Genomic DNA, 25,406 nt, shown 5'->3' with positions numbered 1-25,406 from the left:
CATGCAGTGATGTATGGCTGAACCTTGAGAAGTCAGCAGAGGTCATAGTACTTATCTAGACATGAATAGATAAGGAAGGACCGAACGTTAGGAGGTTTTGGAAATCTTATGGACTCGAAAGATATGCAGAGACTGCAGACAACTCAACAAAGAGGCTATCCGTTGAATAGAGAAATGGAATTTCAAAAGACAACGGAAGTGCATAGTATATCATCGGCGTCGGAAGATGGAAGAAACGAGGTACAAAGATATACCGGCAAGATGCTTGAAATGATAGTAGAACGAGGGAACATGGAAGCAGCATACAAGCGCGTTGTTGCAAATAAAGGAAGCCATGGAGTCGATGGGATGGGAGTAGATGAACTTCTACCGTATCTCAAAGAAAACTGGGCAACCATAAAACAACAACTGCTGGAGGGGAAATACAAACCACAACCAGTGCGAAGAGTAGAAATTCCCAAACCAGATGGAGGAGTAAGACTACTAGGAATACCTACAGTACTAGACAGACTAATACAACAAGCAATAGCCCAAATACTAAATAAAGTCTACAACCATACATTTTCTGATAGCAGTTATGGATTCAGACCAGGACGCAGTGCAAAAGACGCAATAAAAGCCGCAGAAGCATACATAAATGAAGGATACACATGGGTTGTAGATATGGACTTAGAAAAATTCTTTGACAGAGTAAACCACGACATAATAATGTCCAAACTAGAAAAGCGGATAGGGGACAAAAGAGTACTAAAGTTAATACGAAGATACCTAGAATCAGGAGTAATGATAAACGGAATCAAAGTATCAACAGAAGAAGGGACACCCCAAGGAGGGCCATTAAGTCCCCTATTAGCAAACATAATGTTGGACGAACTAGACAAAGAACTTGAGAAACGAGGGCATAAATTCTGCCGATATGCAGATGACTGCAACATATATGTAAAAAGCAGGTCTGCAGGAAACAGAGTAATGAGAAGCATAAAGAAATTCATAGAAAGCAAATTAAAACTAAAAGTCAACGAAGCAAAAAGTGCTGTAGATAGACCATGGAGAAGAAAATTTCTTGGATTTTCATTCTATACAAAAGAAAACGAAGTAAGAATAAGAATCCATGAAAAATCCATCAAAAGGTTTAAGGGAAAAGTAAGAGAAATAACCAATCGGAACAAGGGAATAAGCATGGAAAACAGAATAAAAAGACTAAATCAAATAACAACAGGATGGGTCAACTATTTTGGATTAGCAGACGCGAAAAGCATAATGAAAACCCTTGACGAATGGATAAGGCGAAGACTAAGGGCATGTATATGGAAACAATGGAAGAAGATAAAAACGAAGCATGATAACTTAGTAAAACTAGGAGTAGAAGAACAAAAAGCCTGGGAATACGCCAATACAAGGAAAGGTGACTTAAGAATATCCAATAGCCCAATCCTAAATAAGACTCTTACAAATAAATACTTTGAAAGCATAGGTTATAAGAGTTTATCCCAAAGATATCTAATTGTACACAATTCCTAATGAACCGCCGTATACCGAACGGTACGTACGGTGGTGTGAGAGGACGCTGAATAAAATAATTATTCAGCTCCTACTCGATTATTTAAAAAAGCTGTCAAAAATAAAGGTGGAATAAAAGTATGAAAAATAATCTTGAGATTGCTAAAAACATAAGGAGTATTGAAAATTTAAAAATAAAAATTTTAGGAAAAGTATATTCTCTTTTGAAAGCCTTTAATGAAGATGAAAGTGGAGAAGTGTTAGTAGACAATCTTTGTGATATTTTAATTTCTGCGTACTTATTAGGAGAGAAATTAGGCTATGACTTTGAAGAAATAGATGAAGCGCTTCAAAAAAAACTCAAACTTCAAATTATTGATAAAGACTTTGAAGGAGAATATAATTTTTCTGGATTAGAGAGATACATAAAGGGTAGAAAGCGGGAGTGATTGATTTAATGGATTTACGAAAACTTACCAATGCGGCAATGATGACAGCAATGGCTGTAGTAATGACATTAATAGGAGTGTATATTCCGCCCTTATTTGTGCTATTTTTTTTGATACCAGCTCCCATTGCTATAACTTGTATAAGAAGTTCTGAATCTTATGCTATTGCATCATCTTTTGCTGTATTTATTGTAAATGTAATTTTTACAGATATAGGTACAGCTTTTACAAGTTTATTTTTTGCCTTACAAGGATTTGTTATGGGGTATTTAATATCGAAAAAACGTAAAGCTAGTGAGACACTTATAGATACTTCTGTTGTGTCAATATTTGGTGTGATTGTAATATTTTATTTCATAAAAGTGGCTTTCAAAATAAATGCACTCGATCAGTTTTTTAAGGCAATTGATATGAGCACAAAAGAAGTATTATCTATTTATCAGGGACATCCAAACTTTTCGGCTATAAAAAGCAATTTATTAACAATTGAAGAAATGCTAAAAATGATTTTACCTGCATCTATAATAATCGCGGTCGTAGCTGTCATTTTAATTAATTATATAATTATATCCAAAATCTTAAAAACTCAAAGGGTCTATATAGAAGCACTTCCTCCTTTTGAAGAATGGAAAATGCCTTATGTCACAGGATGGATTTTTATTGGAGTGTTGTTATATCAATATTTTCTAAAGCAACCTGAAGCAATAACTACCAATATAATAGTATTGCTTTCTCTAGGTTTTACTTTAGGAGGCTTGGCGGTAGTAAAATATTATTTAACTCATAAACTGAATATGAAATCATTGGCTGCTAACTTAATCCTTGTATTTTTATTTCTTTTTCCTCTTACCTCTTGGCTATTTACCATAATAGGTATTGCAGATACCAGTATGGATTTAAGGAAATACATGAGTTAGAAAATGAGAGGTGTTTTTGTGGATAAGAAATTTTATAAAATAATTTCTTCTGTCAATGTGATAAATATTTTACTATCAGCTTTATTAATAGTTTTAATGTTTTACTACAACGAGATAATTGCTTCTATTTCATTAATCATCTTTCTTTATGTGCTTTTAAGTGAATACTATGGCGTAAAGAAAAAGCGATTAGAATTGGATAAATATATAGAAAATATATTTTTCAATGTTGATAAGGCATCAAAAAGCGTTTTAGCAAAGATGCCAATTCCTGCCGTTATTTTAAATGATAACGGAGAAATCCTGTGGTATAATTTAAACTATTCTCAGGTCTTTAATGAAAATGAAGAGATAAAGAAATTGATAAAAAAATATGCTGGAAACAAAATAGATGACAAAAAAAACCAAATAGAGTTCAATGGCCGGTACTATTCCGTGTTAAAAGTAGATTCTCAAGCAAAAAGAAAAAAAGGGAAGGACCTAAGCTGTACTCTTTTATTCCTTGATAACACTGAATACATTCAGCTTAAGAAATCTTTAGCTTTCGATAGACCTGTGGTAGGGCATATAATAATTGACAACTACGAAGAAGCGATGATGGCAATAGAAGATATTAAAAAAGCGGTGGTTTCTTCAGAAATAGAAAAAAAACTTTCAGAATGGGCTTCCTCAATAAAAGCTTTTATGAAAAAATATGATGATGATAAATACTTTGTCGTATTTAAAGAGGAAGGATTAAAAAGCTTAGAAGAAAATAAATTTGAAATATTGGATAAAGTGAGAGAAATTGGAGAAGAGATAAAAATCCCTTTAACTTTAAGCATAGGAATTGGAGCAGATGCCAATGACTTTTTAGCCTTAAATGAATATGCCTCTAGCGCCTTAGACTTAGCATTAGGGCGAGGAGGAGACCAAGCAGTAATAAAAAGAGGAGATAAAATTTCGTTTTATGGAGGAAGAACACAAGCTGTTGAAAAGAGGACAAAAGTAAAGGCGAGAGTAATTGCCCACGCTATAAAAGAGCTCATAAAAGAATCCTCTACCATTTTCATAATGGGTCACAACTTTATGGACTTTGATTCATTAGGTGCTGCAATTGGCATGTATAGAGCCAGCATGTCTTTAGGTAAAAAAGCCTATATAATATTAGATAAATCTAATGTAGCAATAGATGAATTGGTAAAGAAAATACAAAACACAAAAGGCTATGAAGATTTATTTATAAAAAGCAGTGAAGTTAAAAACATGGTGGACCAAAACAGCCTTTTAATAGTTGTTGATACCCATAGACCCAGTTATCTTACTTATCCCGAAATTGTAGATATTATAGACAGAATAGTTGTAATAGACCACCATAGAAGAGGGAAAGAGTTTATTGATAAAGCCTTGCTTGTCTATTTAGAGCCTTATGCTTCTTCTGCTAGCGAATTAGTCACAGAAATTTTGCAGTATATGGTAGACAAGATTGACATAAAACCTATAGAAGCTGAGGCTTTAATGGCAGGAATATCAGTGGATACAAAAAATTTCACTTTCAGGACAGGTTCCAGGACTTTTGAAGCAGCCTCCTTTTTGAGGAGAAAAGGGGCAGATACAACCTCTGTTAAGCAGCTTTTCCAAAATGACTTAGATTCTTACATAATAAAAGCTTCAATAGTGAAAAATGCCGAGATATTGGATAACGGCATTGCAATAGCAGTTAGCCCTCCAAATGCCAACAATCTCATCATAGCCCAGGCTGCTGATGAACTTCTTACAATAAAGGGAGTACAAGCCTCTTTTGTCCTTTTAAAAAGAGAAGAAGATGTAGCCATAAGCGGACGCTCTCTTGGAGACATAAATGTTCAAGTTATCCTTGAAAAGCTTGGTGGAGGAGGACATTTAACTGTTGCAGGAGCTCAGGTCAAAAAGCCTATAGAGGAAGTACTGCAAGACTTAAAAAATGCTATTAAAGAATATTTTGAAGAGGAAGGTGAAGACAAATGAAAGTTATATTAGTAAAAGATGTTAAAAATGTAGGAAAAGCAGGAGAAATTGTAAATGTCAGCGACGGGTATGGGAGAAATTATCTCCTTCCAAGAGGACTTGCCATAGAGGCTACAGAATCCAACATAAAAGTGCTTAATGAAAAGAAAAAGGCAGAAGAGAAAAAGAGACAGCAAGAATTAGAGGAAGCAAAAGAAATGGCCCAAAAGCTTTCAAACTTAAGCTTAGTTTTAAAAGTAAAAGCAGGAGAAAATGGTAAACTTTTTGGATCTATCACTTCAAAAGACGTAGAAGAGGCTTTAAAGGAGAAAGGCTTTGACATTGATAAGAAGAAAATATCTTTTGACGAGACTGTAAAGACTACAGGTACCTATTATGTAGACATAAAACTTTATCAAGGAGTCATAGCAAAAGTGAAGGTAGATGTTGTGGCAGAGTAATTAAAGCAAGGGGGGAATAAGGATGGAGTGGAGCAAAATCCCTCCCCAAAACATAGAAGCTGAACAATCCGTCTTAGGGTCAATGCTTTTATCTAGGGATGCTATAATAGACGTTTCTGAAATAATAAAAGCCGACGACTTTTATAAAGAATCCCACAAAAAATTATTCGATGTAATGATGGAGATGTTTGAAAAAGACATCCCCGTTGACCTTGTGACAGTAGTTGATGAACTTAGAAAGCGAAACATGCTGGAGGCTGTTGGCGGAATTGATTATATAGCAAGCCTGTCTTCCAATGTTATTACCACTGCTAACGTATCTTACTATGCAAAGCTTATAAAAGAAAAGGCTACATTGAGAAGGCTCATTGAGGCCTCTTCAGAGATTATGGAGTTAAGTTACGAAGGGGATGACGTAGAAACTGTCCTTGACATAGCAGAACAAAAAATATTTGATATAGCTCAAGGAAGAAACACTACTAATTTTTCACCTATAAAAGACGTGTTAATGAATACCTTTTATAAAATAGAAGAACTTTACAAAAACAAAGGACAGCTTACGGGAATTCCCTCTGGCTTTCCTGACCTTGACTTAAAAACTGCCGGCTTTCAGCCCTCTGACTTTATATTAGTCGCAGCAAGACCTTCAATGGGAAAAACCTCTTTTGCTTTAAATATTGCTCAAAATGCAGCTCTTTTGACAGGCCTTCCTGTTGCCATATTTAGCTTAGAGATGTCAAAAGAGCAGTTGGTAAACAGGCTTATCTGTTCTACTGCCAATATAGATAGCCAAAAGCTTAGGACAGGAAACCTTGATGAAGATGACTGGATGAAACTGGCAGCTGCGATGACTCCTCTTTCTAAAGCTCCTATCTATATTGATGATACCCCTGGAATTGGCGTAATGGACATAAGGGCGAAGTGCCGGCGCCTTAAACTGGAAAAAGGATTGGGCTTGGTGATGATAGATTATCTGCAGCTTATGCAGGGAAGAGGAAGGGCAGAAAACAGGCAACAAGAAATTTCAGAAATATCGAGGTCTCTTAAAAGTTTAGCAAGAGAACTCAATGTTCCTGTAATCACCCTTTCACAGCTTTCACGTGCACCTGAGTCTAGGTCAGACCACAGACCTATTTTAAGCGATTTGAGAGAATCTGGAGCAATAGAGCAGGACGCTGACATAGTAATGTTTTTGTACAGAGATGATTACTATCATAAAGATTCTGAAAAGAAAAACATAGCAGAAGTTATAATTGCAAAACACAGAAATGGGCCCACAGGGACAGTGGAACTTTTATGGCTTGCACAGTATACAAAATTTGTAAGTCTTGATAAATATAGAACGGAATAATCTTTAGTCTATTTCTGAGAAGGGATGAAAGTCATTATGGCTGATTTTGATTACCTTAAAAAAGTTCCTTATTTTAATGAGCTGGAGGATAAATCCCTTGAAGAGATACATAAAATTTCAACTATCAACTTTTTTAAAAAAGGGTCTATTATTTTCATGGAGGGGGAAAAGGGAGAAGCTATATATTTTGTAAAATCTGGCAAAGTTAAAATATCAAAAACATCTTCTATCGGGAAAGAGTACATTATTAAAATAATGGAAAAAGGAGACGTATTTGCTGAGTCTATTCTATTTGTCGGTGGAGAATATCCTGCAACTGCAGAGGCTATAGAGGACTCCGAAGTGATTATGCTTAAAAATCAAGACATAGAAAACTTGATACTAAAAAACAGCGAAATAGCCTTAAGCATTATTAAACTTATGGCGAAAAGGCTAAAAAATGTAGCTGTCATAATAGAAAATCTTGCCTTAAGAGATTCTATTGGCAGAACGGCTTCTGTGCTTCTCACTTTTGCAAAAGAGAGAGGAATAAACACAAAAGAAGGAATTTTATTAGATTTAAATCTCAATAGGCAAGACCTTGCCAACATAGTCGGCACATCAAGAGAAAATGTCACAAGGATTTTAAGCCAAATGGACAAAGAGGGGATAATACATCTTGACAGGCAGAAAATAATAATTAGAGATGTAAAAAAGCTTAAAGAGATGTTGTAGTGATATTTTTTCTTCCAATTTTGTTTTTACATTCGTCTTTTTTCTTCTTATAAATGGGATTATCTGTTATACAATATAAATCCTCATAGAGCATACACAAATCTCCATAATATTTATGAGTCAAAAAATAATTTTCACATTTTTTAAGCAAATTATATGCTTCAAAGGGCTCTTCCTGCAAATACTTTATATGTCCTAACATAAATTCGTATTCCCTTTTTCCTCTGTGGTTGAAAAGAGAAATGTCAATTTCTTCTGAGATTTCAACTATTTTATCGTATTGGCCTGTGTTAAAATAAAGTATCATTTCCTGGTTTACAAATTTATAATAAATTTCAGGATTACCCCTAAATTTTTTTTTATTTTCCTCAAGAATTTTAAAAGCTTCTTCAAAATTGCCACTATACCTTATGGCGTTTATATAATTTAAATAACACTCTGCCGTATCAGAATATTTTTCCATATATTCAAAAAGCAAAATGGCTTTTTTAATGTAATAAATAGACTTGTCATAATCTCCTATATTATAACAAGCAATATTTAGAGATATATAAATATCAGGCATGATATTTATATGTATAAAGTTAGCCTCGGAATTTATAAAGCTTTCTAGTAGAGTTACTACTTTTTGAAATTGGCAAGTTTTAAGATAAGCATAAGCTAAATTATTGTGTATAATAAAACTTATGGGACGGTTTAAAGTCTTGAAGTAGTGTAAATATTTTTTTGCAAGCTCTAAATAATTTATACCTTTTTCTAAATTATTATTTCTCAGCATAATTTTAAACAAGGTGTTTAATGCGTTACCAAAATTATCTATATTTTCTTTTTGAATCTCTTCACAGGAAGTAGTAAAAATTTTCACATATTTTCTGAGTAGTTTAAAAGCCTTATTAAACAATTTAGAATAAAAATAAGCCATACCTGCGCAATAATATTTGTTAAAATCCTCCATTTTACAAAATTCATTATAATTGTCTTCTACTAATTTTACAATGTCGTAATAATTTTAACTGTAAAATAACTCCTTAATAATTGAAGAAAAACTTTCTGCATTATTAATGCATGAGGTATCCTTCAAATCACTAAAAAAATAACTTACAGGCACTTCAAGTTTTTCAGCTATATAAATAAGTTGCTCTAAAGAAGGCAATGCTTTGCCATTTTCAATTCTGCTTAGGACTACTCTATTCATAAAATTTCCACACAGTTCACTTTGAGAAAGCTTCTTTTGAAGCCTTAAAGACTTTATTTTAGTGCCAATAGAAATATTCATAAATATCACCACATAAAGTTTAAATTTTCAGATAATTTATTTCAAAAAATTTCCTTTATTCCTTTCTAACCATTGATTTTACTGATTTTGAGGTTTTTTCTGAAATTTCTGACCTGTAACTGAAAGTTACAGTTTATCATTTTTTCAATGGCAATATATGAAAATAGTTAAAAAATCAAGGATAGGAGAGGTAAATTTATGTAACCATCTGTAAAAAGTCCTTATTAATGTTTTCTAATATTATATCACTTTTACTAATAAGTATAAAGATGTTATTATGAAGGTGAAGGAAATATATGGGGTAAGAAAAATTGAGAAAATTTATAACATTGTTGAGTTTAGTAGTGCTACTTACAGGTGTGTTTAGTTATTTTAAGGTAAATATAAGTCCTGTGCACAATAACACATCCTACAAATATTTTATCGCAAATGAGAAAGGGCAAAGAGTTCATGGAGAAGAAAGGTTAGGTTAATGACCAAATAAAAAAACTTGTTATGGGGTGCCACATTTAGTTTATAAATTTTTGTAAAAACATGTCAAAAATTTATAAATTTATAATAAAGAATCAAAATTTTAAAAAAAGTAAATTATAAACAAAGGAGGTAATAATATGGCAATAAAGAAAATAACAACATCAATATTAATTGTAGTTTTACTGGTTAGTGTCAATATTATTCCAAGTTTCGCTGCTTTTACTCAGAACTATATACGCCATTATGCGTGGTCCGGCGATTGGGGTATGAAAATTTTCGCTTTTTACGTAAATTACAGTGCTTCTAATTACATTAATTACCCCATGAAATCTATTGGTGATCATTATGTTGCTGCTTTTAATAACTTGCCAAATCATCCTGAAATAGGTAATGGCAATTGTTACTTAATAGGTGTTGACGTTGTTGATGCTAGTTCTGGAGTTTTAATTGGTGCAATAGATACTTCAAAATTCGTAAAAAATCCTAATGGCTCAATTTGGAATCCAAATACGTTAATATATTTTGATTTATATAGTTCTTATGCAATCAGTTATTATTCTACGACAACAAAAACTGTTAATTCTACTGTAAAGACTCTTTTTCAATTGGATCCTAGTTGGATACCAAACAATTGGGCAGACTATACGACCTTAACATTTAGTTTTTAAGGAGGTGAATTGAAGTGAAAAAAATAAAGCCTTTAATATTAATCACTGTGAGTCTCATTCTACTTTTTATTTTAGCTGTTGGTGCTTTTTCATTTTCAGCATCAGATCTGCAGGAGAAAGCGAATGAATTACGATTTAATAATGTTGCTAAAAATGTAGCTGCTTTTTTTAAAGGGAATAAAGATAAATTACAGATTGATAAAGGTGACGTGATTGCAGAAGTTAATGGTATACCAATATACAACAATGAATTCGAATTACGAAAGGGACTAACATTGGCATCAGGGGTACAAACTGATAATATAGATGATTATATATTGCAAAAGTTGATCAAGGAAAAAGTACAAGAATATCTAGCAAATAAATACAATATAAAGGTTTCACAAAATGAAATAAATGCATATATAGAAAAAGAAAAGAAAGAGTTTAACGAGTATCCTGAGGCAAAGAAAAAATTAGATGAATTGATTAGTACTAGCGGTATGACAGAAGATGAATATTGGAATACCTATGAAAAATACAATGCAAAAAGGATATTGTTGTTTAGCAAATTGTACAATTCTATTATAGAAGAAGGAATAAAGAGCGGGAGATTGAAAAAGGCCGAAGAGATGACAAACGACGTGCAAAATGAATACAAAAGGTATGTTGACAGTATAATAGATGAATACCTAAAAAGTGCCAAAATAACAATTAACAATAAATATAAAGATATGTTTAAAGGCTTTTGAGAACATTACCCAGACGCCGGGGACGGTTCCTTTTATCTGAAATTCGAAAATCAGACAAGAGGAACCGTCCCCTTTGTCCGTCCCCTTTGTCCGCCTATATAATAGAGAACCTTGCTTTAAGAGATTCAATAGGAAGGACTGCCTCCGTGCTTTTGACCTTTGCTAAGGAAAGAGGAGTAAATGTTAAAGAAGGGATTTTGCTAAATCTATATCAAAATAAACATATAAAGTTTAAATTTTCAGATAATTAACTTTAAACATCACTTATTAAGCTCTGAAAAGCTTTATTTTACTGCCTTTGAAGCAATTTTACAAATTTAGCCTATTGTAACGTACAGTTACAAAATTAAAATTTTCCACTGGCGATATATGAAAAAATGTGAAAAAGAAAGAAAAAGGCGAATAACTTCGATGAAACGAAATATTGGAAGGGCTTATAAACGTTTTTGCCATTTTACTGGGAGAGATAAGAATGGTAGGATAAAAGTGATACGGCAATATCTAGTAGCAGAAGAGAGAGAACCAAGGATACATGGAGAAAGATGGGATAAAACACATACCATCAATTGAAAGAACCAGTAGAATTATAGAAAATTTAAGTGATGTAGTTACTATATCCTTTCTAAATGACAAAACTGTACACGGAAACACCGCTTTGAAGAAGTTTCAAAGATTTGCGAATATTTTCTACTCTTAATCAAAAGCTTCTAAGTTATACTAAAACTTATCCATTTTTTGACGCCTTACCCTGATTCAAATCGTGTTGAAATTATTCTATTTACCATCTGTTATATAGTTAAGGAAGAGATATGTAAAGATGGCGCCATTTTGATATCTTCGTTGTGTTTTAACATGGTGGCCAAAAATTGAGTTGGACCATTAGGAGAGGAAGATTTAATAAGATGGCATTCTGCAGTGCCTGGGAGGTGATGGTAAAATGCGTTAAAATAACATTTTGGTAGTAAAAATTATTTAACAGGGGGGGTAGAAAATTACAAAATATAAAAATATATTGATGGTAATTATTTTGATTGTGGTTATAATTGCGTTAACATTTTTATATTACAAAATACATTTGGGCAATATAAACAAAATTAGGGATAACTTAATAACAAATAACGAAACCACTGATAATTTGGATATATTAAGCTATAAAGATTATAAGGAATTATTTGAAACAATGGTTAAGACTTTTAACATAGAGGGTTTCAAAGTGAAGGCTAGCACTATAGATGGGAATGTTACTGCAATTGAAAAAGAACTATCATTTGGTAAAAGGGAGTTTTTAACTTTAAACGGTGATTTTAATTCACCAAATACTGATGAACAGTTTACTATAGAAAATGAAAAGCAGAATATACAAATAACAGTTGGAATTTACTACACGAAAAATTATATTGGTAATGATTTTGTGGGATGGATTTATAATAAAGGATTTGCACATTTAAATAAAAATTTAGCAGAAAAAAATAGTACAGCTGTTTTAACATATAAAAATTTGATAGTTTTAGTTCAATATTCATCAACAAGCGAAGTAGATATATCATTAATGAATAATGTCATGAAAGCATTAATAGAAATATTAAAAAATTTTGATAAGACAAAAAATGATTAGACTAGATATGATAATAACTACTTTTAAACTTTTAAAATATAATTTATGAAGAGAAAGGAGAAATCCAGAATGAAAAAAATTATATTGTTACTTATGATTCTTGTCTTTACATTATTTATAAATGTATATTTTGTTTATGCAAATGATTTATCCAATAGTAATGATAATACAATACCAGATAGTGTATTAGAAAAAGTCAAAAGTAAAGTAGAAAAATCCCAATTCAAATTGCCAGAAATAAGAGCTTGGGAAATAGATAAAGATGGAAGCAAAAGAGAAGTTATCCCAAAAAGTATCAAAAATAACAATAACTTAATATCTACTATGGGAGTGCCTAATGACGGTTATATATATGTTTTTGATCACTATGACCCTAATTATGCAAGTAAAAATTGGCATTATGCAAGTGCAGGGACATACAGATTAGCAAATTATACTAATACTCCAATAAATGGTACTTACAAACAGCTGAACACCAAACAAATTTATTGGAATGTTTCAGCAAATGTTTCAGGAGAAACTACAGTAGGGAATGGGTTCCTTGCTGGAATAAAATTAAAAACAGGTGTAGAAGTTGACAGAAGTCAAACATGGTATGCAGGAAAAGAGTATGGAGTTGCTTTTACTGTTCCTCCACGTACAGTATATTATTTAACTAATTATCAAGTGGGCATTAATTCTTCAGGGTTATTATATTGGAAAAAATATTCACCTTCAGGGACTTCATGGTTAGGTTGGTATACTGAAACTGCTGGGGGAACTGTTATTGATAAAGACGACATAAATATAGAAGTGACAGATTCTGAACCAATGTAAAACTTGACAAAGAGAACGGTTCCTCTTGTTTGAAATCAAAAAGTCTTCTAGAAATAGGAGGGCTTTTTGATTTATTCTCTATTAGAAAACATTATTTCGCCATTGTCAGAAACAAAAGTATAAAAAGTTTTTGTAATTATAACATTTATACCTATAGGGGAGAATGACAAAAAATTAAAAGCGAAGGTATATAAAGTTTAAATTTTCAAATAATTTATTCTAAAAATTCCTTTTTAAATCTCTTAACAGTTTATTTTACCGCCTTTGAAGACATTTTACAAATTTAACCTGTTGTAACTTATAGTTACAAAATTAAAATTTTTCACTGGCGATATATGAAAAAAAGAGAAAAAGAAAGGAAAATATAGATAACTTCGCCAAAACGAAATATTGGGAGGGGTTATAAGCATTTTTGCCATTTTACTGGAAAGAGGTAAGAATGGTAGGATAAAATTGAAAGAAAATTTGGGAGGTGAAGAAAATTGAAGAAAGCTATAGCTTTATTGGCATTAGTAGCTTTTTTACTTGGGATAGTGACGTACATTAACGTAAAGCCCTCCTATATAAATGATAAAAAAGTAATGCAACAATACATGTTAGCAGAAGAAAGAGAACCAAGGGTACATGGAGATATAAATAATCCATGGGGTGGATAGAAGCTTAGAAATTGAAAAATATTTTTAATATCCAATGCTTACATACCGTAGAAGATAAAAACTCAAGAAGGATAAAAAGATATCTATAGAACGGCTTAGATGAAAGCTTTTGAATTTTCCCCAATCTATTATAAATAAAAAAGATGCAAAGCAAAAATAGATTTCAGGCAGGCTGAAGGCACATCTTAGAACTTTGATGTAAATACAAATAAAAAAGTTTTAAGATGTGCTCAGTATAGAAATTGTTTAGGGGGAGGTGAGAAAATGTTTAAACTAAACGATGCAAATCTTTACGAAAATCCTGACCTGGTTGATTTTACTGAAATACTAATGGAAATAGGGGAAACAGCGGTCTCTGTCACAGGTATTCAAATAATATTTTAATCCAATGTTATTCCCTAGTACTCTAGATAGAGTACTAGGGAACCCTAAAGTACATAGGGGAGGAGTTTTTGATGGTTCAGTTCTCTGATTTAGGTAATTATCTTGTAGTTGTACCAGTTTCTACTGGGGTTGCTTTAATAGATTTTTGGAGTGGCAATATTATATATTTACCAGGAGAGAAAGATATTACAAGAAGAAGTAAAGAAATTATACAAAAATTAGAATACTTAGGTTTTTTAGCATGTAATAATACAAATATAGAAAGATTAAAAGAAAAATGGTATTATTTGTATAAAGAAAAAATTTCTTTCCGTGTTTTTCTAGATTTAACAACCTCTAATGAAATATTTAGAGTTCCGTGGAATAAAATAGTAAACTTAGTATTGGAGACAAAAAAGGAATTTAAAAGCATATCCATAGGTTTGGTATTTAATGATAAGTATATAAATTTATTACCTAAAATTATCTTTGAACTTAAAGAACTGTTTTTGCCTATAAGTAAAAATAAAAAAGTGGAATTTATAATCTTTTTTTCTAATCCGCATATCTTTTTTAATTCACAATATAAAATTACCGATTTTGATACATTTATTTCATTAGTTCATGATTCAGAAATTAATATATATGTAAATTTTTTGATTTATCAACCCGACCAAATATTGCTTTTGTTTGAACCTGTAAGGAAAATACGCCAGAATTTTGGGATTCCAGTAGTTGTATATTTTGTAAACAACGATATGGAAAGTATATTAAAATTATCCCATGCCATATTTGAGAATCAACTTTATGCCTTGATTAATACATTTTATTTGTCACCAGTTGTTTCCAATATATATAGTCTAATTTTCTCTTGTGTACGAGACTTAAACCTTAATTTTTATAAAAAAATTGTTCCGACATTATTAAGTGAAAATCTTGAAAAGATTATGAGAATTTATGGAGGTGGGGTGTTAAGTAGTATTCGGTACTTTGTGAATAATGGAATGTATCTTCCTCCTAATTTAGTAAGATGCGGTTCTTCGTATACAATTCTTATTAAAGACTTAAAAGTTTATTTCTGTTTTAAAGAATATCAAGATAATGTTTACATTGATCTTGAAAATAACTGTTTTAAAAAATTAGCTAATGAGAAACTCAATTTTTATGAAAAAACTCACTTTTTATTTTCAGAAGTAAGCGAAGAAGAGGCTGTTACTTATGGTGGGATATGCCCTCATATATGTAAAAAGCTACAAAAAGAAAACGCAATAAAGCTATTAGAAAATTTTTTAGATGGTTATATTTTCACTAAAGGTGAGGATATTTATGAAAGTCGTGTTGATTAGCCCATATTTTCCAAGTGTAGGTAAAAACAAAGAGGAACACGTATCTTTGGGGGTACTATATCTTGCTACTGAAATTCAACATTTGTGTAAAGTGTATGTTTTCAATGCTTTGATAGATGAAATGGATGAAGATATGATTGTAAATAAAATAAAGAAAATAAGTCCCGATATTGTTGGTATAAGTATTAATTTTGCTCCAGCGTTAAATTCAGGTTTGAGAATTGCAGATAGATTAAGAAAAGAAAATTTCGATGGGATTATCGTTTTTGGGGGGAATACTTCTACTTTTCTATATAAGAAGATACTTACAGAAAGTTATGGAGATATAGTAGTTATGTATGAAGGAGAACACACTTTCAAAGAATTAATAACTATATTGCAAAAATGTTCCAATCAAGAAAATTTTATTGAGAAGTTGTCCGGTATTAGAGGAATAGCTTTTAAAACTGGAAAAGGAGAAGTAATCACCACTCAAAAAAGAGAGTTTGTAACTCAGCTTGATGAATTAAAAATACCGAATAGAACCTATCATGATAATTTTTATAAGTTGTCTAAAATGGCAACTATACTTTCTAGCAGAGGATGTCCTTATTCCTGTTTTTACTGCTCTACTACTGCAATGTGGGGGAGAAATTGGAGAGGTAGAAGTGCCCATAACATTGTCGCAGAAATAGAATACATAAGGTCTCTTTATCCTAATATCTGTACATTTGGTTTTGTTGATGATAATTTTTTAGTAGACAAAAAACGAGCTAGAGAATTTGCAGAATTATTAATTAGCAAAAACCTAGATATTACTTTTGGATTTTCTGCAAGAGTAGAACATTTGGAGTATGATTTATTGAAAACCCTCAAAAAGGCAGGATTATCAAAAATTTTCTTGGGGATTGAGTCAGGAAGTCCAAGAATTTTACGATTACTCCACAGAAATTATACTCCATATGAAGTTATTGAAAAAGTAGGGTATATTGAAAATCTAGGAATAAAAGTAACAGCTTCTTTTATGGTTGGAATTCCTTTTGAAACTAAGGATGATGTAGACGAAACTTTCAAACTTATAAAAAATATACCAGCTTCTGAAATTCAATGCCATATATTTACCCCCTTCCCAGGCACACCATGTTTTGAAAAACCTGATAATTTTGGAGTTAAATTACATGTAACGGACCCCACAGAAATTAGCTTGGATAAAAAAGTATATTTAGACACGTTATATCTAAGCAAAGAAGAAATTGAGCTTTTACATAGAAGAGCTATATCCCTTATTTTTCAAAAAAGATATATTAATAACCTTAAAAATAAAATAAAAAACTAAAATGAAATTTAATTTGTTAAAAACTGAAGTAATTAGCAACAGTAAAGAGGAATTTTGTCATTATAGATTAAGTTTTACAAAATAAATATTAAATAAATATTTTTATGGATTGAAATAAGTTCAATTTATAAAAATTTACAAAATATCAGAAATAGAGGTGGTTATGAAAATGGAGGACAAAATAGTCCTTAAGGCAGAAAATTTGGAAAAGACTTTTGGGGCGGGCAAGAGGGCAGTAAAAGCGGTGGATGGAGTATCTTTTGCTGTAAGAGAAAATGAGATTTTTGCACTTTTAGGTCCAAACGGAGCAGGGAAGACAACGACTGTGAAAATGCTTTTAAACCTTGTCTCCCCCGACAAAGGCAGTATACAAATATTTGGGAAAGATATGCCTAAAGCTCAAAAAGAGGTAATGAAAGAAATAGGGACATTACTTGAAGGTTCAAGAAATCTATACTGGCATATGACCATCAGAGAAAACGTTTATTACTTTGCAAATTTGAGAGGAAAATCTGCAAGAGAAGTAAAAGATGACATGGAAATGTGGGCAGAAAGGCTGATGATACAGGACAAACTGGAAGAAGAGGTTGGAAAGCTTTCAAGAGGGATGCAGCAGAAAGCTGCTATCATATGTGCACTTGCTACAAAGCCAAAACTTTTAATACTCGATGAACTCCTCCTCGGGCTTGATATTATAACGCGATTTGAAGTAGAGAAGCTGGTAAAAGAATTAAAAGAAATATCTACCCTTATCATTTCTTCCCATGATTTGAGATTTATTGAGAAAGTGTCTGATAGGATTCTGATAATCAATAAAGGGAAAGTAGTAGCAGAGGGGACTGCCTCAGAGCTCAGACATAAAATTTCTTATGCTAAATATAGATTTACTTTGAGAAAAAATGAAGAAAGCCAATATTTGGAAGAATTAAAAAGTATAAGAGGTGTTGAAATAAGTTTTTATGAAGGGAATATAGATACAGATATATTGGAGCTTACATTTGAAAGGCCAGAACTCATATACGATGTCTTTGATATTTTTAGGAAATTTTCTGTAATACCGGTTGAGATAGACAATTTAGGAGAACCGTTTGAAGAGATATTCAAAAGTTTTGTGGAAGGAGGAGAAAACAAATGAAGTATTTATGGGAGGCTGAATTGAGAAGGTTTGTGAAATTTATAAAAAATATGCCTACTGCTAATCTTCCCTTCCTCATATTCCTCTACATACTTTTCTGGCTCATTAATTTTTCTTCTACTTTAGTTATAGGAAATGTAGAGAGCAGTAGATCTCTTACAGCTGCAAATATGCTGGGATATGTGGTATGGTTTTTTGCAATGTTTTCAATATCTTCTATTGCACAAAATATGGAAGATGAGAGGATGCAGGGGACTTTTGAACATCTTCATCTTTCTTCTGTGGACATAAAGAGTATTTTCTTGGTAAGAGCTTTAATACATGCCATAGAATCCATTGTAATCATAGCGATATTTATTTTGATAGTTGGATTGATTCACAGAGTGGTAGTTTTTACAAATATCTACAGCCTTTTGGTTTTGCTTATACTTCTTCCAGGCCTTTATGGTTTTGCTTTCTTTTTAGCTGGCTTAGTACTCATGATGAGAAGTAAAGAGGCGAAAAACTGGCTGGCAATACTGATATACGTCCTTTTAGTGCCACTACTTATTCCAGAAAGGATTTTGTCACCGGCAGTGAGGGAAATTTTCTCATATTTCCCTATGTTTCAAAGCGTTATGATGCTAAGGAAGTTAAATATAGAGAGAATTCCATTAAATCTCATGGGAGTTGATTTTGTAAAACTTGTGATAACCTCTATACTGTTTCTTGTGATTGGGCTTTTAATCTTTGATATAGCAGACAAAAAGGCTAAAAAGAAAGGAATTTTGGGAACGTATTAGGAAGAGGTGAGGTTTTGTGGTAGAATTTCAAATGCTTCTAGAATATTTTTCCGATGCTCTTGGTATAAAAATTTCTCCATTAGTTGAGAAAGCTAAAGAATTTGTTTTAGATAAAAATAATAATTTGATTTCTTTCAATAGGCCTTTAGGAGTTCAATTGGAAATTACATCTTTATGTAATTTAAAGTGTGTGCATTGTTATAATAATTCAAGTAGCAATCCTAAGAGTTATAATGAAGAGTTATCAGAAGAATTATGGTTGAAAATTGCAAAAGAACTTAAGGCAATGGGAGTATTTACTGTTATTATTTCTGGCGGTGAACCTTTATTAAAACGATCACTTGTTGAGAAAATTTTAACAGTTTTTGCTGAGAATAAAAATATTGCAATTGGGATTATAACAAATGGATGGTTTGTAGATGACTCCTTTATTGATTTTTTAAAATCTCTTCCAAATCAAAAAAAATGGGTTCAGGTAAGTGTTGATGGAGCTACACCTCAAGAACATGATTGGGTAAGAGGTGTGACTGGCTCATGGGAAAGAGCTGTGGAGGCAGTATATAAAATAGCTAATGCAGGAATTTTAGTAAAGGTAGCACATACATGTAATAAGAAAAATTACAAAAATATATGGAAAATGGTCGAACTTGCTATTTTTCTTGGAGCCAAGGAGTTCATATTTACTCCTGTACTTGAAGCAGGAAGAGGTTTTTTAAATAGGGACTTGTTGATTTTGAGTGAAAACGAAAAAGAGGAATTAGATGCACTTGGGAAAAGTCTTATAAAACAGTATAATTCGTTAATAAAAATTATTCGTGGGGCAGAATATCCTGCATATTATAGCAAGTTTATATTTATTCCAACTTGTGCGGCATTGATACGTCCGGATGGGAAAGTAAAACTAGATTGTTCGGTTCCAGTTGTTTTTGGAGATTTAAAGGAGGAAACTTTTTCAAATATTTGGAATAAAAGGCTAAAATATGGTTGGCAAAATAAAATAGTACTAGATTTTGTTAAAAATTATACCGAAAACAAAACTCGTAATATTCCTTATGTATCAGATGATATATTGGCTTATTAAAAACAATGTTAAAAGAGGAGAGGAGGTAAAAGATGGATAAATCCCTAGAGCTTGAATATTTTAAAGAAATATTCGGTTTAATAAGATTCATAGAAAAACAAAAATTGAAAACAAGGGATGATATCCAAATTCATCAAGTTTCTGATAATCCCTTTAGAGCACTTATCTTTAATCCCGAGGATTCTAGAATGTTGATTGTCAATTTTGTAGGAGTTAAAATTTTAGAAATGTGTGATGGAAAATATTGCTTAGGAGAAATCGTTAAAAAAATAAGAGAACAACTTAGCTTAAACCTTGATAATAAAGAACTATTATTAGATATAATAAAATTTATTAGAAAATGCCAATATTACAGAATTTTAGAAACAGTTATATGATTTTGAAAAATATTGGTGGTAATATAATGTTTTTTGTAAGAAAGGTGTATTTACGACCAAGCCATGGATAAAGTACGTTTTAAAGGAATTAACACGAGCAAATGGATTAGCATTAGGTATTTGAGGAGTAAACAATTCTAGAGCAAAAAGAAAGCGAATATTTATGATTTGTTAAAGTAATAATTTAATATAATTAGCAATATATATATAAACTACTGATTTTAAACTCCTAGATTTTTAATGGTAAGATCAGTTATAAAAAATTTTTACCTACAAAATTTTGACACAGACTTATTTTCATTAAACCTTGAACAAAAAGCAGGATTATCAAACAGGAGGGACGGTTCCTTCTGTCTGATTTTTTCAGATAAAAGGAACCGTCTCTCCTGCTTGTTATATTGTCTTTCTCCAGTTCTTCTAAGCAAAAAAGGAGCATTTCTATGCATTTTTCGTATGATTCTTTTTCTCTTAGTATAATAGCCATACTCATTAAAATTCTAACTTCCATACTGCTGTACACAAAGCGGGTATAGTTAGAAAGAGAAAAATCTGGTATAGTGACTTTCATAGCTTCAATCAATTTTTCTAAAGCCTTTTCATAATCATTATTTACAGTTTTTTCAATAACAGACTCCACTAACAAGAGAAGTTGCTTCAATAATCGAATGTAATAAAGGCTCATTTTCCCTTCATCAATTATTTTTTTAAGCTCTTCAACGTCCTTTTTCAAATCTTCAAATTCTCCACCTTCAAGCTTATCTTCAATAGAAGTTTTTATTTTATAAAAAGAAGAGTAATCTTTAAGTCTGTACTTAAGCAAGAGCTCATTTAAGTCTCTTTTAAAGATGACAGACATCAAATCGAGAGTTTCCTGTTTAGGCATAACCTTTCCATTTTCAATTCTTCTTAGAGTATCTGTGCTTACAAGAGTTTGATCTGCCACATCTTTTTGAGTAAGCCTTAAAGATTTGCGTATATCTTTCAATTCATTTCCAAAAGCCTCTAAATCATAATAGAATCCATCCATTTTTTTACACACCACCCAGAATCAATTCGGGTTGAAATTGTTTAACTTACCATATATTATATAGGTAAGAGAAGGAAAAGTAAAGGGAGGCAAGGAGGGGCATGAAGAAAAAATTATTAATTGTTTTTTCCATAGTTACTCTTTTACTGTCTTCATGGTGTTTTAGTGTGATGGGAAATGTCGAAAGTATAGGACCAATGGGAGAAAAGGATATAATAGATTGGCATTCAGTAGTTGTAGATAAGTAAAAAGATGCAAAGCCAAGATAGATTTCAAGCAGGCCAAAGGCACATCTTAGAACTTTTATGTAGAAAAGTTTTTGAGATGGGCTCATCATAAAAATTCTTTAAGGGGAGAAAGAAAATGAAACCGTCTAGATATAACTTTTTCTTTGACTTTCCTGAAGAGCCGGAGAAAATAGTAGCTTATAATTCAAGAACAGGAGCTTTAGCCTTAATGGAAAAAAAGAATTACGACAAGTATAAAAATTATGTGGAAAAAGGCATTTCAATTGATGACAGTAAATTAATAGAAGACTTGAAAAAAGGTCAATTTCTCATAGATGACAATGTTGACGAACTCCAGCTATTACGTTTCAATCTCTGGCGGAGTAGATTTAATGACAAAAATTTGGGTTTAACTATTGCACCTACACTAGGGTGTAATTTTGCCTGTGTATATTGTTATGAAAAGGATAGTCAGAAAAATGTATTTATGAGCGAAGAAGTGCAGCGTAAAATAATTGAATACATAAAGCGGCAGATAAAGTATTTGCAGAGTGTAAATATTACTTGGTATGGAGGGGAACCTTTATTAGCTTTTGATATTGTTAAAGATATGTCAGAAAAAATTATAAAGCTCTGTGATGAAAATGAAGTTATATATGGTGCATCTATTGTGACAAATGGGTATAACTTGACGAGGGAAGTAGTAGAACAATTTAAGAACTTGCGATTATCATTTATACAAATAACATTAGACGGTCCCCAGGATGTGCATGATAAAAGACGTCCTTTAAAAGGTGGACAGGGGACTTTTGAAAAGATACTGATCAACATAGAAGAAAATATTGATATAATGCCAAATATTTACTTAAGAATAAACGTGGACAAAGAAAACGTAACCAGAGTTAATAAGATATTAGATGAGTTAGAAATAAGAGGATTGAAAAATAGACTCAGCGTTTATTTGGGACATGTAGAACATACAAATGACAGTTACGTACCAAATAAATGTCTATCTATGTATGAATACTCTAAAGTAACTTATATGTTTGAAAAAGTGTTAAAAGAAAGAGGTTTTTCAAATAATTTGATGCATAAGTATCCCTATTTAAAATACAATTTTTGTGGAGCAGATAGTGTAAATTCAATGGTGATAGACCCGGAAGGATACATATACAAGTGCTGGTCTGATATAGGGATGGAAGAGTATAGAGTAGGGAATATATTGGACGACACGTCCTTAGTTTCTTTGAATGTTGATAAATATATGGAATATCTTCTTTATGACCCTACGATAGACGAGATGTGTATTGATTGCAAGCTACTGCCAATTTGTATGGGAGGATGTCCAAGGAGAAGAATAGAGAGAGTGACGGAGAGGTGTAGGGATTATAAGTATGTTTTAGAAGAGTATTTAAAAGATATAGCAAAAGAATTGTTAGAGAAAAAACAAGAAAGGGTTTAAACCAATTTGAGTTTGATGTTTTAGGGTATTAATTTTGATTAGAATGTGCGCACATTCTATATAAAAGATAAAAAGAAGGGAGGTAAAAGAAAATGGAATATTTGATAGAAGGGTATAATAAAGAAATTGGCAATGAGATACCTAATGACGTTTTTCCTATAACACCTTGTGATATAATAAAATTACCAGAAGGACCAGGTCCCTGTGTGTGCTGGGGTCCATATTGTTGGGTGCAGGCATGCCGTCCTAAGATGGAGCCTTATTACGGAGCAATAAAGTAAATTGTTATCTTAATAGCGATGCATCTGGAACTTTTAAGTTTTAGATGCATCGCTACTTTTAAAAATTATAAGTGAAAGGATGGATATATTCTTGAGAAAAAAGTTACCTATTTTAATAGTTACTTTGGTATTTTCAGTAATTATATTACTCAGTACACATATTTTTTTGAATACACGGCTTAATTTATATTGGACAAAGGAATTAACAGAAAAGCAAAAAATAGAAGACTTTGAATACATGTATAACATCTTAAAAGACAATTATGCTCATTTTTATGAAGTGAAAAAGATGTATGGTTATGACTGGTTAGAATATAAAGAGCAATTTAAAGAAAAGATAAAGAAGACAAAAAATAATTTAGAATTTTATTATGCATTAAATGATATTCTACTAAAATTGCATGATGGGCATACACATGTTTTAAGTCCCGGGTATTATAAATATTTATTTGGACCATTAGGTTTTAAACCTTATGAAGATATGTTTAGGGAATCAGAAAGTTCTTATAAGATGTGGGAAAAAATCTTTAAAAATACATATAGACAGGGCGAACTAGAAGATTATTATTCACTAAAGAAAAGAAGAGAAAATGTTGTGACAGACGTTATAGAACCTGGAAAGATCGCTTATTTGAAAATCTATTCTTTTTTAATTGATTATCACAAAGAAGGAGAAGAATACAAGAAAGAAATAGAGATCATATACGATTTTTTGAAAAGTATAAAAGATTACCCGTATCTTTTCATAGATATTAGTGATAATGAAGGGGGTAATAGGGAGTACTGGTTGCAAGCTATAGTAGCACCTTTGAGGAATAAGTTAAAAGAAGTTAAAAACTTGTCAGTAGAAAAGACTTATCTTATAAGAGGTGGGGAATATATTGTTAATCTGCTTGAAAATTATATACCAGATTTGAAAAATAATACTATAGATAAACTTCCTATGTATGATTTGCTTCCTGCAGGAGTAAAAGAAAATTTCATGTACTATGCGACCACAGATATAGTAAAAGATTTTGAAAAATTTTCTAAATATGTAGAACCTGTAGATTTTAATGGGAAGATATTTTTAATCGTTAGTAGAACCACTTATTCAACAGCAAATATATTTGCAGAATTTTGTAAAGAAACGGGCTTTGCTACAGTAATAGGTGAAAGAACCAGAAAAGGAGATGGAGGATGGCTTATGCCAGGTTTAATGCGCCTTCCTAATAGCGGGTTAATTGTGAGATTTGATGGAGCAATGCTTATAAATCAGGATGGTACTTCATATTTTGAAACAGGGACTATACCAGATATAGAAATAAAAATGATTCCTAAAAACCCATTTGAAAAAGATGAGGAGCTAAAACAAAAAATACTGCAAGTAATTAAATCGTTAGAAAATGAGGAAAAAGGCATTAAATAAGGAAAAAAGGTGTGATACTGTTGAGTAAGAAACTGTCAATTTCTATGATTACTTTGATATTTTTATTGATTCTGATATTTTCAACAGGATTTTTTACCGGTATATATACTTCAAACACTCTATTTGCATCAAAGGAATTAAAAGATTTAACAGAGAAAGAAAAGATAGAAGATTTTGAGTATATGTATAACATTTTAAAAGACAATTACGCACATTTTTATGAAGTAAAAAAGATGTACGGCTACGACTGGCTAGCCCATAAGGAAGAGTTTATAGAAGAGATAAAAAATACAAGGAATAATATTGAGTTTTATAATAAATTAAATGAAATTTTAGGGAAATTGCATGATGGGCACCTTTATGTAGCAAGTCCTAGCTATTTTAATTATTTTTTAAAGTTAATCGAAGATGAAGCGATAAGAGATTTTGTTGAATTAAAGCCTTTTATAAAAATATTTAAAGATTCCAAGAAAAATTATGAAAAATGGAGTGAATTGCTAGTATAAATTCAGAGAGAGTCCTATATACGATAAACTTTCAGAAGAGATGAAAAAAGATTTTACAATCTATGAATTTAAAGAAAACCTATTTAAACAAGAGGAAAAGTATATAGAAAAGTTTTTCAAATCAAATGAATATGTAAATTTCAAAGGGAAGATATTTCTAATAATAGACAGAGCGACTTTTTCTGCAGCCACAGAATTTGCCAAGTTTTGTAAAGAAACAGGTTTTGCTACATTAGTGGGAAGAAATACTTTAGGCCATGGTTCACTTACCTCATATATGAGACTTCCCAACAGTGGATTGATTGTGAGATTTGAAGCCGGCACAATTTTAAACCGAGACGGGGGTTCATTTTTTATAGAAGGTGTGAAACCGGACATAGAATTAGATGTTCCAGATACAAATGCTGGCTATCCAGAAGTAAGAGCAGAAATATTGAAGCAAAAGACAGTTGAATTAATTAAATCTTTAGGAAAAGAGAAGTAATTTCTAAAAAATGCAAGAG

General features: G+C 31.6%; 28 protein-coding genes and 2 pseudogenes. 27 read left to right on the top strand and 3 right to left on the bottom strand.

Annotated elements, in window-relative coordinates; genetic code table 11:
- Window positions 1–108: 108 nt before the first annotated feature.
- From ltrA to EB239_RS01835, 7 genes are all read left to right on the top strand, one after another.
- Window positions 109–1,521: a group II intron reverse transcriptase/maturase gene (gene ltrA, locus EB239_RS01865; RefSeq protein WP_129545079.1), complete on the top strand. Its 1,413-nt coding sequence runs from the start codon at window positions 109–111 to the stop codon at window positions 1,519–1,521.
- Window positions 1,522–1,640: 119 nt separating this feature from the next.
- Complete coding sequence (locus EB239_RS01860) at window positions 1,641–1,949, top strand: MazG-like family protein (protein ID WP_003871297.1); 309 nt, start codon at window positions 1,641–1,643, stop codon at window positions 1,947–1,949.
- Between the two features lie 8 nt (window positions 1,950–1,957).
- Window positions 1,958–2,866 (top strand): YybS family protein, encoded by a 909-nt coding sequence (locus EB239_RS01855; protein ID WP_003871296.1) that lies wholly within the window; start codon window positions 1,958–1,960, stop codon window positions 2,864–2,866.
- 18 nt (window positions 2,867–2,884) lie between these two features.
- Window positions 2,885–4,852 carry a DHH family phosphoesterase gene (locus tag EB239_RS01850; RefSeq protein WP_003871295.1) on the top strand — a complete coding sequence of 656 codons (1,968 nt, stop codon included), beginning with the start codon at window positions 2,885–2,887 and terminating at the stop codon, window positions 4,850–4,852.
- Window positions 4,849–5,292, top strand: a complete 444-nt coding sequence (rplI, locus tag EB239_RS01845; protein ID WP_003871294.1) for a 50S ribosomal protein L9 — start codon at window positions 4,849–4,851, stop codon at window positions 5,290–5,292. The genes EB239_RS01850 and rplI overlap by 4 nt, the downstream gene beginning before the upstream one ends.
- A gap of 22 nt (window positions 5,293–5,314) precedes the next feature.
- Window positions 5,315–6,643 carry a replicative DNA helicase gene (gene dnaB / locus EB239_RS01840; protein WP_003871293.1) on the top strand — a complete coding sequence of 443 codons (1,329 nt, stop codon included), beginning with the start codon at window positions 5,315–5,317 and terminating at the stop codon, window positions 6,641–6,643.
- A gap of 36 nt (window positions 6,644–6,679) precedes the next feature.
- Window positions 6,680–7,357 carry a Crp/Fnr family transcriptional regulator gene (locus EB239_RS01835; protein WP_042835638.1) on the top strand — a complete coding sequence of 226 codons (678 nt, stop codon included), beginning with the start codon at window positions 6,680–6,682 and terminating at the stop codon, window positions 7,355–7,357.
- On the opposite strand, the gene EB239_RS01830 is transcribed toward EB239_RS01835, so the two are convergent.
- Window positions 7,341–8,279: a tetratricopeptide repeat protein gene (locus EB239_RS01830; RefSeq protein WP_318261423.1), complete on the bottom strand. Its 939-nt coding sequence runs from the start codon at window positions 8,277–8,279 to the stop codon at window positions 7,341–7,343. The genes EB239_RS01835 and EB239_RS01830 overlap by 17 nt on opposite strands.
- A gap of 87 nt (window positions 8,280–8,366) precedes the next feature.
- Window positions 8,367–8,633, bottom strand: a complete 267-nt coding sequence (locus EB239_RS14830) for a helix-turn-helix domain-containing protein (RefSeq protein WP_003871290.1) — start codon at window positions 8,631–8,633, stop codon at window positions 8,367–8,369.
- 311 nt (window positions 8,634–8,944) lie between these two features.
- Between EB239_RS14830 and EB239_RS14575 the strand changes: the two genes are divergently transcribed.
- The 14 genes and pseudogenes from EB239_RS14575 (at window position 8,945) to EB239_RS01775 (ending at window position 19,992) form a co-directional block, all read left to right on the top strand.
- The gene (locus EB239_RS14575; protein ID WP_164995793.1) at window positions 8,945–9,106 is read left to right on the top strand and encodes a hypothetical protein; all 162 of its coding nucleotides are present in this window, start codon (window positions 8,945–8,947) and stop codon (window positions 9,104–9,106) included.
- A 138-nt stretch (window positions 9,107–9,244) separates the two neighbouring features.
- A complete protein-coding gene (locus tag EB239_RS01825; protein WP_003871289.1) occupies window positions 9,245–9,775 on the top strand; it encodes a hypothetical protein in 531 nt (176 codons plus the stop codon).
- Window positions 9,776–9,789: 14 nt separating this feature from the next.
- Entirely contained in the window at window positions 9,790–10,506 is a 717-nt protein-coding gene (locus EB239_RS01820) for a SurA N-terminal domain-containing protein (RefSeq protein ID WP_003871288.1), read from the top strand.
- Window positions 10,507–10,598: 92 nt separating this feature from the next.
- Window positions 10,599–10,727, top strand: a pseudogene (locus tag EB239_RS01815) (Crp/Fnr family transcriptional regulator); the annotation flags it as partial.
- Between the two features lie 148 nt (window positions 10,728–10,875).
- Entirely contained in the window at window positions 10,876–11,076 is a 201-nt protein-coding gene (locus EB239_RS14570) for a hypothetical protein (protein ID WP_208638262.1), read from the top strand.
- Window positions 11,077–11,539: 463 nt separating this feature from the next.
- A complete protein-coding gene (locus EB239_RS01810; protein ID WP_318261456.1) occupies window positions 11,540–12,121 on the top strand; it encodes a hypothetical protein in 582 nt (193 codons plus the stop codon).
- Between the two features lie 69 nt (window positions 12,122–12,190).
- Entirely contained in the window at window positions 12,191–12,937 is a 747-nt protein-coding gene (locus tag EB239_RS01805) for a hypothetical protein (RefSeq protein WP_003871286.1), read from the top strand.
- A gap of 482 nt (window positions 12,938–13,419) precedes the next feature.
- The gene (locus tag EB239_RS14565; RefSeq protein WP_003871591.1) at window positions 13,420–13,593 is read left to right on the top strand and encodes a hypothetical protein; all 174 of its coding nucleotides are present in this window, start codon (window positions 13,420–13,422) and stop codon (window positions 13,591–13,593) included.
- A 455-nt stretch (window positions 13,594–14,048) separates the two neighbouring features.
- Window positions 14,049–15,302 carry a hypothetical protein gene (locus EB239_RS01800; RefSeq protein ID WP_003871057.1) on the top strand — a complete coding sequence of 418 codons (1,254 nt, stop codon included), beginning with the start codon at window positions 14,049–14,051 and terminating at the stop codon, window positions 15,300–15,302.
- The gene (locus EB239_RS01795; protein WP_003871058.1) at window positions 15,283–16,617 is read left to right on the top strand and encodes a B12-binding domain-containing radical SAM protein; all 1,335 of its coding nucleotides are present in this window, start codon (window positions 15,283–15,285) and stop codon (window positions 16,615–16,617) included. The genes EB239_RS01800 and EB239_RS01795 overlap by 20 nt, the downstream gene beginning before the upstream one ends.
- A gap of 169 nt (window positions 16,618–16,786) precedes the next feature.
- A complete protein-coding gene (locus EB239_RS01790) occupies window positions 16,787–17,752 on the top strand; it encodes an ABC transporter ATP-binding protein (protein WP_003871059.1) in 966 nt (321 codons plus the stop codon).
- Window positions 17,749–18,534, top strand: coding sequence for an ABC transporter permease (locus tag EB239_RS01785; protein WP_003871060.1), 786 nt, complete (start codon window positions 17,749–17,751; stop codon window positions 18,532–18,534). The genes EB239_RS01790 and EB239_RS01785 overlap by 4 nt, the downstream gene beginning before the upstream one ends.
- Window positions 18,535–18,550: 16 nt before the next feature.
- Window positions 18,551–19,615 carry a radical SAM protein gene (locus EB239_RS01780; protein ID WP_003871061.1) on the top strand — a complete coding sequence of 355 codons (1,065 nt, stop codon included), beginning with the start codon at window positions 18,551–18,553 and terminating at the stop codon, window positions 19,613–19,615.
- Between the two features lie 32 nt (window positions 19,616–19,647).
- On the top strand, window positions 19,648–19,992 hold the full coding sequence (locus tag EB239_RS01775; protein ID WP_003871062.1) for a PqqD family protein: 345 nt from the start codon (window positions 19,648–19,650) through the stop codon (window positions 19,990–19,992).
- 385 nt (window positions 19,993–20,377) lie between these two features.
- Here the strand turns inward: EB239_RS01775 and EB239_RS01770 are convergent.
- Window positions 20,378–21,019: pseudogene (locus EB239_RS01770) on the bottom strand (helix-turn-helix domain-containing protein); the annotation flags it as partial.
- A 101-nt stretch (window positions 21,020–21,120) separates the two neighbouring features.
- Here EB239_RS01770 and EB239_RS14560 point away from each other — a divergent pair.
- The 6 genes from EB239_RS14560 (at window position 21,121) to EB239_RS15330 (ending at window position 25,387) form a co-directional block, all read left to right on the top strand.
- Complete coding sequence (locus EB239_RS14560) at window positions 21,121–21,267, top strand: hypothetical protein (protein WP_003871064.1); 147 nt, start codon at window positions 21,121–21,123, stop codon at window positions 21,265–21,267.
- A gap of 115 nt (window positions 21,268–21,382) precedes the next feature.
- Complete coding sequence (locus EB239_RS01765; protein WP_003871065.1) at window positions 21,383–22,708, top strand: radical SAM/SPASM domain-containing protein; 1,326 nt, start codon at window positions 21,383–21,385, stop codon at window positions 22,706–22,708.
- A 92-nt stretch (window positions 22,709–22,800) separates the two neighbouring features.
- Window positions 22,801–22,989, top strand: a complete 189-nt coding sequence (locus tag EB239_RS01760; RefSeq protein ID WP_003871066.1) for a hypothetical protein — start codon at window positions 22,801–22,803, stop codon at window positions 22,987–22,989.
- A gap of 91 nt (window positions 22,990–23,080) precedes the next feature.
- Window positions 23,081–24,397, top strand: coding sequence for a S41 family peptidase (locus tag EB239_RS01755; RefSeq protein ID WP_003871067.1), 1,317 nt, complete (start codon window positions 23,081–23,083; stop codon window positions 24,395–24,397).
- Between the two features lie 11 nt (window positions 24,398–24,408).
- Window positions 24,409–24,903, top strand: a complete 495-nt coding sequence (locus EB239_RS15335; protein ID WP_003871068.1) for a S41 family peptidase — start codon at window positions 24,409–24,411, stop codon at window positions 24,901–24,903.
- Window positions 24,904–24,943: 40 nt separating this feature from the next.
- Window positions 24,944–25,387 (top strand): S41 family peptidase, encoded by a 444-nt coding sequence (locus EB239_RS15330; protein ID WP_003871069.1) that lies wholly within the window; start codon window positions 24,944–24,946, stop codon window positions 25,385–25,387.
- Window positions 25,388–25,406: the final 19 nt, after the last annotated feature.

This window comes from Thermoanaerobacter ethanolicus JW 200 (genome assembly GCF_003722315.1).
In the GTDB taxonomy this organism is placed as follows: domain Bacteria; phylum Bacillota; class Thermoanaerobacteria; order Thermoanaerobacterales; family Thermoanaerobacteraceae; genus Thermoanaerobacter; species Thermoanaerobacter ethanolicus.
The sequence above is the reverse complement of the archived record's forward strand: the minus strand, read 5'-3'. Positions and strand labels throughout refer to the sequence as shown.